Origin of the sequence: Streptomyces sp. NPDC001231, assembly GCF_042896885.1 — a bacterium.
GTDB lineage: Bacteria > Actinomycetota > Actinomycetes > Streptomycetales > Streptomycetaceae > Streptomyces.
On record NZ_JBIAXS010000015.1, the window covers coordinates 66673 to 80746 of the forward strand.

Here is a 14074-nt window from a genome sequence, read left to right on the forward strand (position 1 = left end):
CCGGGGGGCGTACGTCCGGCGTACGGTTACACGTTCCGGGCGCGTCGCCCGCGCAGTCCGGCGCCCAGGGCCCACCCCAGGCCGCCGGCCGCAACCAGTACCAGAGCGAGCTCCGGCAGGGTGCCCAGCCGGGTGGCGGGCGTCTCGGACGAGCGCAGCGGCACCTTCTGGACCAGGTAGCCGGGCACGAACATGCCGGTCTTCTGCGTGATCCGCCCGTCGGGCATGATGATCGCGCTGACGCCGCTGGTCACCGGGACGGTGACGGTACGGCTGTGCTCGACCGCGCGGATCCGGGACATGGCGAGCTGCTGGTAGGTCATCTCGCTGCGGTCGAAGGTCGCGTTGTTGCTCGGTACGGAGATCATCTGCGCGCCGGACGTGACCGTGTCGCGCACGGCCCAGTCGAAGGCCGCCTCGTAGCAGGTGGCCAGGCCCACCTTCGTGCCGTCGATGGTGAACACGCCCGGCTTGTCGCCCCGGCTGAAGTCCTGACGGACCATCGACGTCCAGTCCTTGTTGATCGCCCCGAGCAGCGGGCGCAGCGGCAGGTACTCGCCGAACGGCTGGATCTGCCGTTTGTCGTACGTCTGGGTGGGCCCCTTGACCGGGTCCCACAGGATCTGTTCGTTGAACAGTTCGCCGTCCCGCTCCACGACGCCGCCGACGGAGACCGGCACCCCGACCGCCCTGGCGGCCATGCCGATGACGGCACGCGCGTCGGGGTTGACGAAGGGGTCGATGTCGGAGGAGTTCTCCGGCCAGAGCACGAAGTCCGGCCTGGCGGCCTTGCCCGCCTTCACCGCCTGGGCCAGCCGCTCCGTCTCGCGCGCGTGGTAGTCGAGGACCGCGCGTCGCTGGGCGTTGAACTCCAGGCCCGCCCGGGGCACGTTGCCCTGGACGAGGGCGACGGTCGCGGTGCCGTCCTCGGCCTTGTCGCTCACCAGGGGCCGGGCGGCCACCGCGCCCGCCACCGGGACGGCGACGCTCAGCAGGGCCGCCGCCGCGGCCGGACGCCGTACGGCTCCTTCGCGCCGCCCCCGCACCGCCAGGCGCACGGCCTCGCACAGGCCGAAGCCGCACAGGACGACCGCGAAGCCCAGTACCGGAGTGCCGCCCACCGCGGCCAGCGGCAGGAACACGCCGTCGGCCTGCCCGAAGGCGATCTTGCCCCAGGGGAAGCCGTGGAACGGCACGCGTGCGCGTACCGCCTCGCCGGCGATCCACACGGCCGCCGCCCACAGCGGCCAGACGGGCAGCCGGGACGACGCCGTGACCCCCGCGCCCACCAGCGCGACGAAGACCGCCTCCACGGCGACGAGCGCCAGCCACGGACCGGGGCCGACCTCCACGCCGGTCCACACCAGCAGCGGCAGCAGGAATCCGAGGCCGAAGAGGTAGCCGAGACCGAGGGCCGCCTTCCAGGTGCGTCCGCGCAGCACCCCGCCGAAGACCGCGAAGGCGGGCAGGGCCAGCCACCACAGGGGGCGCGGGGGGAAGCTGAAGTAGAGGAGGACGCCCGACAGGGCTGCCGCGGCGGCGGGCACGAGCCGGAGGAGCCTCGCCCTCCGGGGTGCGGGCGCGGCCTGCGGTCGAAGCCGGTCCGACTCGTCGACGGAAGTTGCGGTGACGGTCATTCCGGGAGTGTACGGCCGGTCGTCCTCGAGGCACCGGCCAGGCCGCTCGGGCAGGTCAGGCCTCGCCGCGTGCCGACGGGTGGAGGCGGTCCCTGATCACGTGCACCGCCATCTCGGCGTTGTCGATGGTGATCGTGAACGTATGGCCGTCCCACAGGCGCAGCACGACGCCCTCACCGCGGCGTACGACGACCGCGGTGCCCTTCTCGGGCCGCCACCGGTAGCCCCAGCCGCCCCACTGGCGCGGGGTGACGTGGGGTGCGAACTCTGCGCCCGCGACATGGGCGAGCGGGATGCGGCGGCGCGGCAGACCGATGTGCCCGCAGCGCACCTCCAGGGACTCGTGGTCGACCCGCACGGCGACGTGCACGAAGGCGAGGGTGCCGAAGAGGACCAGCAGACCGGCCGCGATGCAGCCCACGACGGACATCACCAGCGGGGCGATGCCGGAGGTCCAGGCGGAGTCGACGGCCAGCTCGATGCCCAGTGCCATGCAGGCGGCGCCGGCCGGCGCCAGCAGCCACTGCATCCGGTTGGTGGCCCGTCCGGTCCACACCTCGGGATGGGAACTGTTCTCGGCGTGGGGGTGGTCCCTCATATCCATGAGGTTACTCAGGTTTCGCTGCGCGGGTAGCGCGTCGCACAGGGTGACGGGACCGGGTGGCCGCACCCGGACGGAACGCGTCGGGTGGCCGGCCCAGGTCAGCGGGCCGGGGCGACCTGCTGGAGGAGGCGGCCTTCCGCGTAGGCCAGGGCCGGGGCGGGCAGGGCGCCCTCCCGTCCGTTCAGCAGCACGGTCACGCCGCCCTCGGCCGCGGTCTCCGGTTCGGACCGGGCGCCGATCCGGCGCAGCGCCTGGGCGGCGACGGCGCCCGCCGAGCCGTGCAGGGCCGGCGGCGGGCCGTCCGGGTGCCGGACCGCGGCCCGGATGCGGTCGGCGACCAGTTCGTAGTGGGTGCAGCCCAGGACGACGGTCGTCACGTCCGCGGGGGTGAGTGCGGCGGCCGCGGCGACGGCCTGGTCGATCGCCGTCTGGTCCGCGTGCTCCACTGCCTCGGCGAGGCCACAGCAGGGCACCTCGGTGACCGGCACGCCGTCGGCGAAGTCGCGGATGAGGTTCCGCTGGTAGACGCTGCCGGTGGTGGCGGGCGTCGCCCAGATGGCGACGGGTCCGCCGCCGGCCGCGGCCGGTTTGATCGCCGGCACCGTGCCGATGACCGGCAGGTCCGGTTCCAGGGCGGCGCGCAGGGCGGTGAGCGCGTGCACGGTCGCGGTGTTGCAGCCGACGATCAGGGCGTCCGGGCGGTGCGCGGCGGCGGCCTCGGCGACGGCCAGGGCGCGCTCGATGAGGTCCTCCGTCGTGCGTCGGCCCCACGGCATGCCCGCGGGGTCCAAGGAGAGTACGAGCTCTGCGTCGGGGCGCAGCCGCCGTACCGCGACGGTGGCCGCCAGCAGCCCGATCCCGGAGTCCATGAGCGCGATCTTCACCCGGCCACGATAGTCGATCCCCTCGAACCGGCCGCCCGGGTGGGGCAGACTGCGCGGGTGAGCGTGATCGAGTGGAGTGCCGTCGGATCACTCGCCGCCTGGCTGTGGCTGCTGTTCGGCCAGGGCTTCTTCTGGCGTACGGACGTCAGACTGCCGCCCCACGAGGACCCGGCCCCGGGGGACTGGCCATCGGTGTGCGTCGTCGTCCCCGCGCGGGACGAGGCCGGCGTCCTTCCGGAGAGCCTTCCCTCCCTGCTCGCCCAGGACTATCCGGGCCGGGCGGAGGTCTTCCTGATCGACGACGGCAGCCGCGACGGCACCGGGGAACTGGCCCGCGAACTGGCGCGGCGGCACGGCGGGCTGCCGCTGACCGTGGCCTCACCGGGTGAGCCGCCCGCCGGCTGGACGGGCAAGCTGTGGGCGGTACGGCACGGCATCGGCCTGGCACGCGCGCGTGGACCCGCCTACCTGCTGCTGACGGACGCCGACATCGCCCATGGCCCTGACAGCCTGCGCCATCTGGTGGCGGCGGCACGCACCGGAGGCTTCGACGTCGTCTCGCAGATGGCCCGGCTGCGCGCGGAGAGCCTGTGGGAGCGGCTCGTCGTACCGGCCTTCGTCTATTTCTTCGCGCAGCTGTACCCCTTCCGCCGGATCGGACGCCGGGGGGCGCGGACCGCGGCGGCCGCGGGCGGCTGCGTACTGCTGCGCGCCGAGGCCGCCGAGCGGGCGCGGATCCCGGACGCGATCCGCCAGGCGGTGATCGACGACGTGGCCCTCGCCCGGGCCGTCAAGGCCGGCGGCGGCCACATCTGGCTCGGGCTCGCCGAGCGGGTGGACAGCGTGCGCCCCTATCCGCGGCTGCGCGACCTGTGGCGGATGGTCTCGCGCAGCGCCTACGCGCAGCTGCGCCACAATCCCCTGCTGCTGCTCGGCACGGTCGCCGGGCTGGCGCTGGTGTACATGGTGCCGCCGGTGGCGCTGACCGCGGGCCTGGCGGCGGGCGACGCGGGGGCGGCGTTCGCCGGCGGCCTGGCCTGGCTGGTGATGGCGGCGACGTACGTCCCGATGCTCCGTTACTACCGGCAGCCTCTGTGGCTCGCTCCCCTGCTGCCGTTCACCGCGTTCCTCTATCTGCTGATGACGGTCGACTCGGCGGTGCAGCACTACCGGGGCCGCGGTGCGGCCTGGAAGGGCCGCACGTACGCGCGTCCGGACGCCGTGCCTGACGAGGGGTGAGCGGGTGACCGGTCACTTGCGGCCGGGGGTCCAGTTCATGCCCCAGCCGTAGGCGCGGTCGATGGTGCGCTGCGGGCTCACCCCGCGTTCGGGCACCAGGTAGCGGGCCTCCCGCTGGACCACGAGGTCGCCGCCGTTGTTGGTGATCAGGGCGAGTGCGCACACCATGGAGGGCACCGTGCACTCGTCGAGGGAGAAGTCGACGGGGGCGCCGTGCTGCGGCTGGAGGGTGACCGTGGCGTGCAGGTCGGCGAAGGAGCGGGCACCTTCGTAGATGGTCACGAAGACGAGGATGCGACGGAAGTCGCCGCTGTGGTCGAGGTTGATGGTGAGGTTCTCGCCGTCGGCTACGGCCCCGGTGCGGTCGTCGCCGTCGAGATGGATGTACGGCGGCCGGTGCAGCGCGCCGAAGGCGTTGCCGAGGGCTTGGACGACGCCCTTGCGGCCGTCCGACAGCTCGTAGAGGGCGCACAGGTCGAGGTCGAGGTCTCTGTGCATGGCCACCGCACGGCCGCGCTTGCTGCCCCAGCCGGAGAACTGTTTGCGCACCTCCCAGTTGAGGTTCACGCGCATGGCGCCCGCCGTTCCGCCCTGTTTGGTCAGCGACACCGAGGGAGCCGCCTTGGTGAGCGTCACCTTGCTCAGGCGGACCGGGGCCGCGGCGGGCGTGGGCGTGGCGGGTGCTCGCGTGGGCGTGGCGGGTGCTCGCGTGGGCGTGGCGGGTGCTCGCGTGGGCGTGGCGGGTGCTCGCGTGGGCGTGGCGGGTGTGGGTGTGCCGAACGGGGACGCGGGTGTGCCGGACTGAGGCATGGTGACCGGGGGCGCGACCGGCGGCGGGAGGGGAACCGGTGGTCCGACCGGTGGCGAGGGCGTGGCCGGGAAGGGGGCCGGCGCGGGTGGCCGCGGCGCCATTCCGGGTGCCCGCGGGGCCGGCGCCGGGGGCGGCGGCGTGTGCTGCGGCTCGTCCACGGTGATGCCGAAGTCCGTGGCCAGGCCCTCGAGTCCGCTGCCGTAGCCCTGGCCGACGGCCCGGAACTTCCAGGCGCCCTGACGGCGGTAGAACTCGCCGAGCACGAACGCCGTCTCGACACTCGCGCCGGTGCTGTCGAACCGCGCGGCCACCGTGCCCCGAGCGGCGTCCCGGACCTCGATGTAGAGGCCGGGCACCTGTCCGAAGGTGCCGCCGTCCGCGGAGGCGGCGAGCACCACCTTCTCGATCGAGGGCTCCACGCGCGCGAGGTCGACGAGCAGGGTGTCGGTCACCTGGCCCCCGAGGGTGCCCTTGCCCTCGTACCGGACCGCGCCGGAGGGGTGGGCCGGCTGGTTGTAGAAGACGAAGTCCGCGTCGGAACGCACCTTTCCGCCGACCAGCAGCAGCGCCGAGACGTCAGCGTCGGGGACGCCCGGACCGGGGCGCCAGCCCACCTCGACGCGCAGGGCGGTGGCGGGCACCGGCGTGTTGGACCCCTTCGGCATGGACATCTTTCGCCCCCATCACATGTCGGACAGGCCGTGGCCCCGGCAGTCCGTCGGCTCGCTACCCGACCAACCTAAGCCCGATGACACCGAACTCCCATGAGAAGTACCGGAACACGCCTGGCGGACCGCCGGTAACCCGGTCTGAAGATCGGCTTATACAGCATCCGAGCCTTGCTCGATGCCCCTTTTTAGCCAAGTTCGCTCATATTGGGGACCTCACGTCACCGCCGACACGGAAAACAACCCTCTTATCGGTCTCCCCAACCAGCACATCGTGGGCTTTACTTATGGCCATGACCTCCCCCCGCTCCAGTTATGGCGGCGGCTACTACTCCGCCTCCTTCCCGGACACCCCGATCTACGACTCGCTCGTGGCCGAGCGAGGAACCCCGCAGATCGCCCCCATCCGTGTTCCGGCGCCGTACGACACGGGCAGCCACCTGACCGCGGGCGGCCCGATGAGCACCGGCAGCAACCTGCCCGCGCTGCCCTCGGCGCTGCCCGCCCTCCCGGCGGCCCCGCCCCAGCCCTCGTACGGCTACCCACAGGCGCCGCAGCCCGTCCCCCCGCAGCCGGCGCCCACGGCCTACATCCCGCAGCAGGCCTCCGCGCCGCGCGGGTATCCCGGTCCGCAGCAGCCGCAGCCACCACGCCCGATGGCGAGCGGCACCGGCTACGAGGCCATGCGTCCCGCCACTCCCCGGCCTGCCCCGGCGCCCTACCAGGACCCGTACGGCAACCAGCAGTACCGCGGTTACTGATCCGCTCCAGTGCCGTCCGCTCCCCGGCTGTCCGTGCCGCCTGGCAGGATGAGGCCATGGGGAACGCGGAACTGCACGCGCTGCACATCCACCCGGTCAAGGCGCTGCGAGCCGTCCCGCTCGCGGAAGCCGTCGTCCAGCCCTGGGGGCTGGACGGGGACCGGCGCTGGGCGCTGATCGACGACGGGGGAAAGGTCGTCACGCAACGCCAGCAGCCACACCTCGCGTTGGCCGCCGCCGAACCCGAGCCCGGCGGCGGCCTCCGCCTTTCCGCGCCCGGACGCGCCCCGGTCACCGTCTCCGTCCCCGCGCCGGGCGACACGGTGACCGTGGACATCTTCGGCGAGAAGGTGGAGGCCGTCCCGGCGGACGCGGCCGCCCACGCCTGGTGCAGCGGCCTCGTCGGGGACGACGTCCGTCTGGTCCACCTGGACGACCCCGCCACACGCCGGCCCGTCGACCCGGCCTACGCCCTGCCGGGCGAGACGGTGAGCTTCGCCGACGCCTTCCCGCTGCTGCTCACCACGCTCTCCTCGCTCGCCTCCCTCAACTCCCTGATCGCCGAGGGGGATCACGCCGGCGAGGGCCCGCTGCCCATGAACCGCTTCCGGCCCAACGTCGTGGTGGCCGGCACCCCCGCCTGGGCCGAGGACGACTGGTCGCGCATCGCGATCGGGGAAGTCCCCTTCCGGGTCGCCAAGATGTGCGGACGGTGCGTGGTGACCACCACCGACCAGGCCACCGGAACCCGCGGCAAGGAACCGCTGCGCACCCTCGGCCGCCACCGCCGCTTCGGGGGCGAACTGGTCTTCGGCCAGAACCTGGTGCCCGAGTCCACCGGCACCATCCGGCTCGGCGACCCGGTCACCGTCCTCGAATGACTTCCGGCCACCGGCCGGGAACCCCGGAGCGCGGACCGGTCGTTGGGCTTTCGTGAGGAGTTCGTGAGAATGCCCGGCCCGAGGTGATTTCCCTCTCTCTTCGGCCGGCGAGGGGGCCAACTGTTCCGGCCGGGGTTATCACGGAGGGGAAGGGGGGTGCGGTAACCGTGCGAGCGATCAGCGGACTCTGGCGCTGGCGGCACAACCCGCTGCGGCGCAGGACCGATCTCGTCGAGGCCTGGGTGGCCCTGGCGGCGCTGCTGCTCGTCCTGGTCGCCGCCCCAGTGATCGGCTCCCTCGCCGGTTCCCTCGCCCAGGACGCCCTTCAGCAGTCCGTGCGCGAGCAGCGCCAGTCCCGCCACCCGGTGGCGGCCACGGTGGTGCGGATACTGAACCGGCCGGATCCCGACCCGGAGATCACCACGGGACGGGAGCTGCGCAGCCGCGTCCTCGCCGACTGGACGGCCCCGGACGGCACCCGGCAGCACGGCCCGGTCACGACGAGCCTGGGGTCCCCCCACCCCGGCGACCACTTCACGCTGTGGACGGACGGGCACGGCCGCACCGTGACCCGCCCCCTGGACTCCACGACGGCCACGACCCATGCGGTGCTGGCCGGTTGCGGCGCGGGCATGCTGGCCGCGGGCCTGGTGGAGGGGACACGCCGGCTGATCGTCTGGCGCCTGGTCCGCCGGCGGTACGCGGGCTGGGACCAGGCCTGGGACCGCGCGGGCCCGGACTGGGGCCGTACCGGCACCGGCAGCTGACGGCCTTTGGGCTCTGGTCAACCGAGCGTCCGCGCGCACGCTACGGTGGACCGGCCGACGCACTCGGCATCAACCAACCCGCGTACGACGAGGTGGGGGCACAGCAGCGCCATGGCACAGGGCACGGTCCAGGTGACGCACACCGGCACATCGCGGTGGCGGCGCCGCACGGGTGAGTACACATCGCTCGCCGCCGCCCTGGAGGCCGCGGCCGACGGTGACGTGCTCACCGTCGCCCCGGGCACCTACCGGGAGAACCTCGTCGTACAGCAGGCAGTGACCCTGCGCGGCCCCGAGGGCGCCCCGGGCTCGGTGCGCATCGCCCCCACGGAGGGGGTGCCCCTGACCGTGCGCGCCTCCGCGGTCGTCCAGGACCTGCACGTCGAGGGCCAGGACGCCACCGCGCCCGCCCTGTTGGTCGAAGAGGGCGCGCCGGAACTCAAGGACCTGCGGATCGTGACCCGGTCCGCGGCCGGAATCGAGGTGCGCGGCGGCGCCCGGCCCACCGTGCGGCGCTGCACGGTCGACAACCCGGCCGGTATCGGCATCGCCGTACTCGACGGCGGCGGTGGGGTGTTCGAGGAGTGCGAGGTCGTCGCGGCCGGGCAGTCGGGCGTGGCGGTCCGCGGTGGCGCCCACCCCCGGCTGGAGAACTGCCGCATCCACCACACCTCCGGCGCGGGCCTGACGGCGACGGGTGACAACTCCGCCCTGGAGGCGGTGGGTTGCGAGGTCTACGAGGTCCGGGGCAGCGGCGTACAGATCACCGGCCGGGCCACCGCGCACCTCACCGACTGCGATGTGCACCGCACCGCCGCGGACGGTGTCACGCTCGACACCGACGCCGTGCTGACGCTGGCCGACTGCCGCATCCACGACATCCCGGAGAACGCGGTGGACCTGCGTTCCCGCTCCGTGCTGACGCTGACGCGGACGACGGTGCGTCAGTTCGGGCGCAACGGCCTGTCGGTGTGGGACCCGGGCACGCGCGTGGACGCCAACCAGTGCGAGATCTTCGACAGCACCGGCGACTACCCCGCGGTGTGGGTCAGCGACGGCGCCACCGCGGTGCTCGACTCCTGCCGGGTGCACGACGTGCCCGACGCGCTGTTCGTGCTGGACCGCGGCTCCCGCGCGGACGTCGTCGACAGCGATCTGTCCCAGGTGCGCAACACGGCGGTGTCGGTGAGCGACGGCGCCACCGCGCAGCTCGACGACTGCCGGATCAAGGACGCGGCCACGGGCGCCTGGTTCCGCGACCACGGCAGCGGCGGCACGCTCAACAACTGCACCGTGGACGACACCCAGACCGGTGTGATCGTCACCAAGGGCGCCGACCCCACCATCGAGCGGTGCACGGTCGCCTCCCCCGCCGAGGCCGGCTTCTACGTCTCCGCCGGGGGCCGCGGCAGCTTCCTGGACTGCCGGGTGACGGGCAGCGGTGGCTACGGCTTCCATGTGATCGACGGCTGCCGTACGACGCTGAAGAAGTGCCGTACGGAGCGGTGCGCCCGCGGAGGTTACGAGTTCGCGGACGGCGGGCCGGACGCCGGGGCCGGGTCGGGCCCCGTGGTCGAGGACTGCACCAGCGACGAGAGCGGCGGCGTGCGCCCGCTCGTGGCCCGGGAGGCGGCCGTGCAGACCACGCCCCCGTCCACCGGCCTGCTGGGCGCGATCCCCGGGCAGCGCACCACCGAGCAGGAGCCGCTGGTGACCGCCGGTGAGCCGGAGGTTCCCGCGCGGACCGCGAAGGACGTCCTCGGCGAACTCGACACGCTGGTCGGCCTGGACAGCGTCAAGCGGGAGGTGCGCGCCCTGACCGACATGATCGAGGTGGGCCGGCGCCGTCAGCAGGCCGGGCTGAAGGCCGCCTCGGTCAAGCGGCATCTGGTCTTCACCGGCTCCCCCGGCACCGGCAAGACCACGGTCGCCCGCCTGTACGGCGAGATCCTGGCCTCCCTCGGTGTCCTGGAGAAGGGCCACCTCGTGGAGGTGTCCCGTGTCGACCTGGTCGGCGAGCACATCGGATCCACCGCGATCCGCACCCAGGAGGCCTTCGAACGGGCCCGCGGCGGAGTGCTGTTCATCGACGAGGCGTACGCGCTCTCCCCGGAGGACGCCGGGCGCGACTTCGGCAAGGAGGCCATCGACACGCTGGTGAAGCTGATGGAGGACCAGCGGGACGCGGTGGTGGTGATCGTCGCCGGCTACACGGCCGAGATGGAGCGCTTCCTGTCCGTCAACCCGGGTGTGGCCTCCCGCTTCTCCCGCACCATCACCTTCAGCGACTACGGCCCCGACGAACTGCTGCGGATCGTGGAGCAGCAGGCGGAGGAGCACGAGTACCGGCTGGCTCCGGACACGACCGAGGCCCTGCTGGCGTACTTCACCGCGGTCCCCAGGGGCCCCGCGTTCGGCAACGGCCGCACGGCGCGGCAGACCTTCGAGGCCATGGTGGAGCGGCACGCCGGCCGGGTCGCGCAGCTCGCCGAGCCGAGCACGGACGATCTGACACTGCTCTACGCCGAGGACCTGCCCGCGCTGCCCTGAGAGCCGGACCCGCCCGGCGGCTCCGGACCGGTGTCCGCTTCCGAGGCGGGTACGTCGGGCTGCCCGTGGCGGGGCGCCGGGAGGTCCGGGCGCAGCCGCGCCGGCAGTCGGCGGCGTTCCTCGTCGAAGGCCGGGTCCGCCTGGTGGTCGGAGTGGCCCAGGATCGGGGCGGGCCGCGGATGGCGAGCAGGTGCTCGGTGCGGCCCCGGCGGCAGACGACCCGGACGACTGCGGTGGACCAGACGAGCAGGGTGGTGAGCAGGAGCCGGCCCGCCGTGTCGAGGGCCTGGGGGCCGCCGGGGCCGCGGTCGAGGGCCGCCGTGGGCGCGGCGATCGTCACGGCGACCGTCAGCAGGCCCGCGGCGGGGTGCGCGGCACGCAGCCGAGCCACCAGTCGGCCCGTACCAGAAGCCGGGACGGCTCAGGGATCCGTTGCCGGAGTCGTCCTCGGGCTCCGGGTCGCGGGAGATCGGCTGCTGGGACTCGTAGGCGCTCCAGGTGCGGTGCGCCAGGTACCACAGCAGCCCGGTGAGCGCGGCGGGCGCCAGGGCGGCCAGGGCGAGGCAGCGGCCGGGCGTGCTCCACCAGCCGCCGGCCGCGGGCGACAGGAAGCCCAGCCAGGAGTGCCGTGCGCACGGACACAGGCCGACGGACGCGTCACGGGGGAAGTGCGAACAGTGGAACATGCGCAGCGGCAACCGGAGTCCGCCGGGGCTGACGGCCCCGCCGCACCTGACGAGCCGACCGGATGCGCCAGACACCAGGATCGCCTCCCGTGACACGCGGCACACCCCTCGTCAACGGATCTCCCCGATCCGGATGAGGAGAGGCGCGTACGGGGGGGGCAACGATGTCATGCGCGCGTCGGTCGGGCGATGGCGCGGTGCGGACCGCCCCGTGAAAGGATGGGACGTCCGCGCACCGGAGGACTGACGGACCTTCTCGTCGCCGGCGGCTGCGCGGGGCGGGTCGGACGGCTTGAGGCGAAAGGAACCGGAGCGCACGTGAGTGAGAATCAGAACCTCCTCGCGGAGCAGCGGCGCGCCCTGATCCTGGACGAGGTCCGGCGCCGCGGCGGTGTCCGGGTGAACGAGCTGACCCGGAAGCTCGGCGTGTCGGACATGACGGTGCGCCGCGATCTGGACGCGCTGGCCCGGCAGGGCGTGCTGGAGAAGGTGCACGGCGGCGCGGTTCCCGTGGTGGAGGCCAGTACGCACGAGCCGGGCTTCGAGGCCAAGTCGGGTCTGGAGCTGACCGCCAAGGAGGACATCGCGCGGGCGGCGGCCCGGCTGGTCTCGCCGGGCACGGCGATCGCCCTCTCGGGCGGTACGACGACGTACGCGCTGGCCCAGCACCTGCTCGACGTGCCCGATCTGACGGTGGTCACCAACTCGGTCCGGGTCGCCGAGGTCTTCCACTCGGCGCAGCGCACCTCCGGCCGGCGGCAGGGCGCGGCGACGGTCGTGCTGACCGGCGGGGTGCGCACGCCGTCCGACTCGCTGGTGGGTCCGGTGGCCGACCAGGCGATCGCCGCGCTCCACTTCGACGTGCTGTTCCTGGGGGTGCACGGGATATCGGCCGAGGCGGGCCTGTCCACGCCGAACCTGGCCGAGGCCGAGACCAACCGTCGGCTGGTGCAGTCGGCGCGCCGGGTGGTGGTGGTCGCCGACCACACCAAGTGGGGTGTGGTGGGCCTGAGTTCCTTCGCCGCGCTGGACCGGATCGACACGCTGGTGACGGACGCGGGACTGCCCGCGGAGGCACGCTCCGAGATCTCGGAGCACCTGCGGCTGGTGGTGGCGGGCGAGCCCGGGGACGAGACGGACATCTGAGGGAACGTCGGCGAGGGCCGGCCGTACCCGGCCGACCGCCCGCGCCCACTCCGCTCCCACTCCGGGGCCGGCCGGTCCGAGGACCTGGACCGGCCGGCCGTACGGGCCCTCTCAGCCCGGCCACTCGCCGGTCGTCAGGAACGACTCCAGCGCCTGCGCGTACGGGGCGCTGTCGAGGCCCTGTTCGGTCAGCCAGGCGTCGGAGTAGTACTTGTCGAGGTAGCGGTCGCCCGGATCGCACAGCAGGGTCACGACACTGCCCTGGCGGCCCTCCGCCAGCATTTCGGCGACGATCTTCAGGGCGCTCCACAGGCCCGTCCCGGTGGAGCCGCCCGCCTTGCGGCCGATGGCCCGCTCCAGGGCGCGTACGGCGGCCACGGCGGCGGCGTCCGGCACCTTCATCATGCGGTCGATGGCCCCGGGCACGAAGCTCGGTTCCATGCGCGGCCGTCCGATGCCCTCGATACGCGAGCCGCAGTCGCAGGTGACGTCCGGATCGCCGGTGGTCCAGCCCTCGAAGAAGCACGAGTTGTCGGGGTCGGCGACGCAGACGCGGGTGTCGCACTGCATGTAGTGGACGTAGCGCGCGATGGTCGCGGAGGTGCCGCCGGTGCCCGCGGTGGCGACGATCCACGCCGGCTCCGGAAAGCGCTCCAACTCCAGCTGCCGGAAGATGGACTCGGCGATGTTGTTGTTGCCGCGCCAGTCCGTGGCCCGCTCGGCGTAGGTGAACTGGTCCATGTAGTGGCCCCCGGTCTCGGCCGCGAGGGCGGCGGAGGCCTCGTACATCGTGCGCGGGTCGTCCACGAAGTGGCACCGCCCGCCGTGGAACTCGATCAGGCGGCACTTCTCGGCGCTGGTCGTGCGCGGCATGACCGCGATGAAGGGCACGCCGATCAGCTTCGCGAAGTACGCCTCCGAGACGGCCGTCGAGCCACTGGATGCCTCGATGACCGGGCGGCCCGGGCGGATCCAGCCATTGCACAGCCCGTACAGGAACAGCGACCGCGCCAGCCGGTGCTTGAGGCTTCCGGTGGGGTGGGTCGACTCGTCCTTCAGGTACAGGTCGATGCCCCATTCCTCGGGCAGCGGGAAGCGCAGCAGATGGGTGTCGGCCGAGCGGTTGGCGTCGGCCTGCACCTTGCGGACGGCTTCTTTCAGCCAGTCCCGGTATCCGCTGTCGCTGCGGTCGACGTCGAGGGTGTCGCCGGTCCGGCGCTGCTCGGTGGTGCTCACGGCGGGGCTCCTTACACTGTGCGCCGGCGGCGTCCCGCGCGGCCGGACACGCTCGATGATAGACACCTTCAACACGCTTCTCACCTGCATAAACGCATCTTTGAGCCGCTCAAGGAGACGCTTGGGAGCAGACCGGGCCGGGGCCGATCCGCGGCGAGGGGGCGCGCGGGTGGGGGCGCGTTCGCGCGAGTGCTCCGGGCGCCA

At 73.3% G+C, this 14074-nt stretch carries 11 protein-coding genes and 1 pseudogene; 6 read left to right on the plus strand and 6 right to left on the minus strand.

Going from position 1 to position 14074, the window contains the following annotated elements:
• Nucleotides 1-26: 26 nt before the first annotated feature.
• The 3 genes from lnt to ACFY3J_RS19700 all read right to left on the minus strand — a co-directional run bounded on the left by lnt (nt 27) and on the right by ACFY3J_RS19700 (nt 3125).
• On the minus strand, nt 27-1637 hold the full coding sequence (gene lnt, locus ACFY3J_RS19690) for an apolipoprotein N-acyltransferase (protein WP_390841356.1): 1611 nt from the start codon (nt 1635-1637) through the stop codon (nt 27-29).
• A 55-nt stretch (nt 1638-1692) separates the two neighbouring features.
• Nucleotides 1693-2235, minus strand: coding sequence for a hypothetical protein (locus tag ACFY3J_RS19695; protein ID WP_390841357.1), 543 nt, complete (start codon nt 2233-2235; stop codon nt 1693-1695).
• Between the two features lie 104 nt (nt 2236-2339).
• Entirely contained in the window at nt 2340-3125 is a 786-nt protein-coding gene (locus ACFY3J_RS19700; RefSeq protein WP_390841358.1) for a glutamate racemase, read from the minus strand.
• Between the two features lie 39 nt (nt 3126-3164).
• Between ACFY3J_RS19700 and ACFY3J_RS19705 the strand changes: the two genes are divergently transcribed.
• A complete protein-coding gene (locus tag ACFY3J_RS19705; protein ID WP_390841359.1) occupies nt 3165-4364 on the plus strand; it encodes a glycosyltransferase in 1200 nt (399 codons plus the stop codon).
• A gap of 12 nt (nt 4365-4376) precedes the next feature.
• Here ACFY3J_RS19705 and ACFY3J_RS19710 read toward each other — a convergent pair whose 3' ends face one another.
• The gene (locus ACFY3J_RS19710; protein WP_390841405.1) at nt 4377-5840 is read right to left on the minus strand and encodes a TerD family protein; all 1464 of its coding nucleotides are present in this window, start codon (nt 5838-5840) and stop codon (nt 4377-4379) included.
• A gap of 296 nt (nt 5841-6136) precedes the next feature.
• Here ACFY3J_RS19710 and ACFY3J_RS19715 point away from each other — a divergent pair, with 296 nt between their 5' ends.
• The 4 genes from ACFY3J_RS19715 to ACFY3J_RS19730 all read left to right on the plus strand — a co-directional run bounded on the left by ACFY3J_RS19715 (nt 6137) and on the right by ACFY3J_RS19730 (nt 10802).
• Nucleotides 6137-6604 (plus strand): DUF6643 family protein, encoded by a 468-nt coding sequence (locus ACFY3J_RS19715; protein ID WP_384180660.1) that lies wholly within the window; start codon nt 6137-6139, stop codon nt 6602-6604.
• 56 nt (nt 6605-6660) lie between these two features.
• Nucleotides 6661-7485 (plus strand): MOSC domain-containing protein, encoded by an 825-nt coding sequence (locus ACFY3J_RS19720; RefSeq protein ID WP_384180662.1) that lies wholly within the window; start codon nt 6661-6663, stop codon nt 7483-7485.
• Between the two features lie 167 nt (nt 7486-7652).
• On the plus strand, nt 7653-8252 hold the full coding sequence (locus tag ACFY3J_RS19725; protein ID WP_384180664.1) for a hypothetical protein: 600 nt from the start codon (nt 7653-7655) through the stop codon (nt 8250-8252).
• Between the two features lie 111 nt (nt 8253-8363).
• Nucleotides 8364-10802 (plus strand): right-handed parallel beta-helix repeat-containing protein, encoded by a 2439-nt coding sequence (locus ACFY3J_RS19730; protein WP_384180666.1) that lies wholly within the window; start codon nt 8364-8366, stop codon nt 10800-10802.
• A 184-nt stretch (nt 10803-10986) separates the two neighbouring features.
• On the opposite strand, the pseudogene ACFY3J_RS19735 reads toward ACFY3J_RS19730, so the two are convergent.
• Nucleotides 10987-11449 (minus strand): annotated as a pseudogene (locus tag ACFY3J_RS19735) (hypothetical protein); the annotation flags it as partial.
• A gap of 357 nt (nt 11450-11806) precedes the next feature.
• Here ACFY3J_RS19735 and ACFY3J_RS19740 point away from each other — a divergent pair.
• Entirely contained in the window at nt 11807-12634 is an 828-nt protein-coding gene (locus ACFY3J_RS19740; protein WP_384180668.1) for a DeoR/GlpR family DNA-binding transcription regulator, read from the plus strand.
• A gap of 111 nt (nt 12635-12745) precedes the next feature.
• On the opposite strand, the gene ACFY3J_RS19745 is transcribed toward ACFY3J_RS19740, so the two are convergent.
• Nucleotides 12746-13870 carry a PLP-dependent cysteine synthase family protein gene (locus tag ACFY3J_RS19745; RefSeq protein ID WP_384180670.1) on the minus strand — a complete coding sequence of 375 codons (1125 nt, stop codon included), beginning with the start codon at nt 13868-13870 and terminating at the stop codon, nt 12746-12748.
• Between the last annotated feature and the right edge of the window lie 204 nt (nt 13871-14074).

Bases quoted from the DNA above. Each gene is read 5' to 3' on its own strand.
- lnt (WP_390841356.1), bottom strand. From the start codon at position 1,637: ATGACCGTCACCGCAACTTCCGTCGACGAGTCGGACCGGCTTCGACCG.
- ACFY3J_RS19695 (WP_390841357.1), bottom strand. From the start codon at position 2,235: ATGAGGGACCACCCCCACGCCGAGAACAGTTCCCATCCCGAGGTGTGG.
- ACFY3J_RS19710 (WP_390841405.1), bottom strand. From the start codon at position 5,840: ATGCCGAAGGGGTCCAACACGCCGGTGCCCGCCACCGCCCTGCGCGTC.
- ACFY3J_RS19715 (WP_384180660.1), top strand. From the start codon at position 6,137: ATGACCTCCCCCCGCTCCAGTTATGGCGGCGGCTACTACTCCGCCTCC.
- ACFY3J_RS19720 (WP_384180662.1), top strand. From the start codon at position 6,661: ATGGGGAACGCGGAACTGCACGCGCTGCACATCCACCCGGTCAAGGCG.
- ACFY3J_RS19730 (WP_384180666.1), top strand. From the start codon at position 8,364: ATGGCACAGGGCACGGTCCAGGTGACGCACACCGGCACATCGCGGTGG.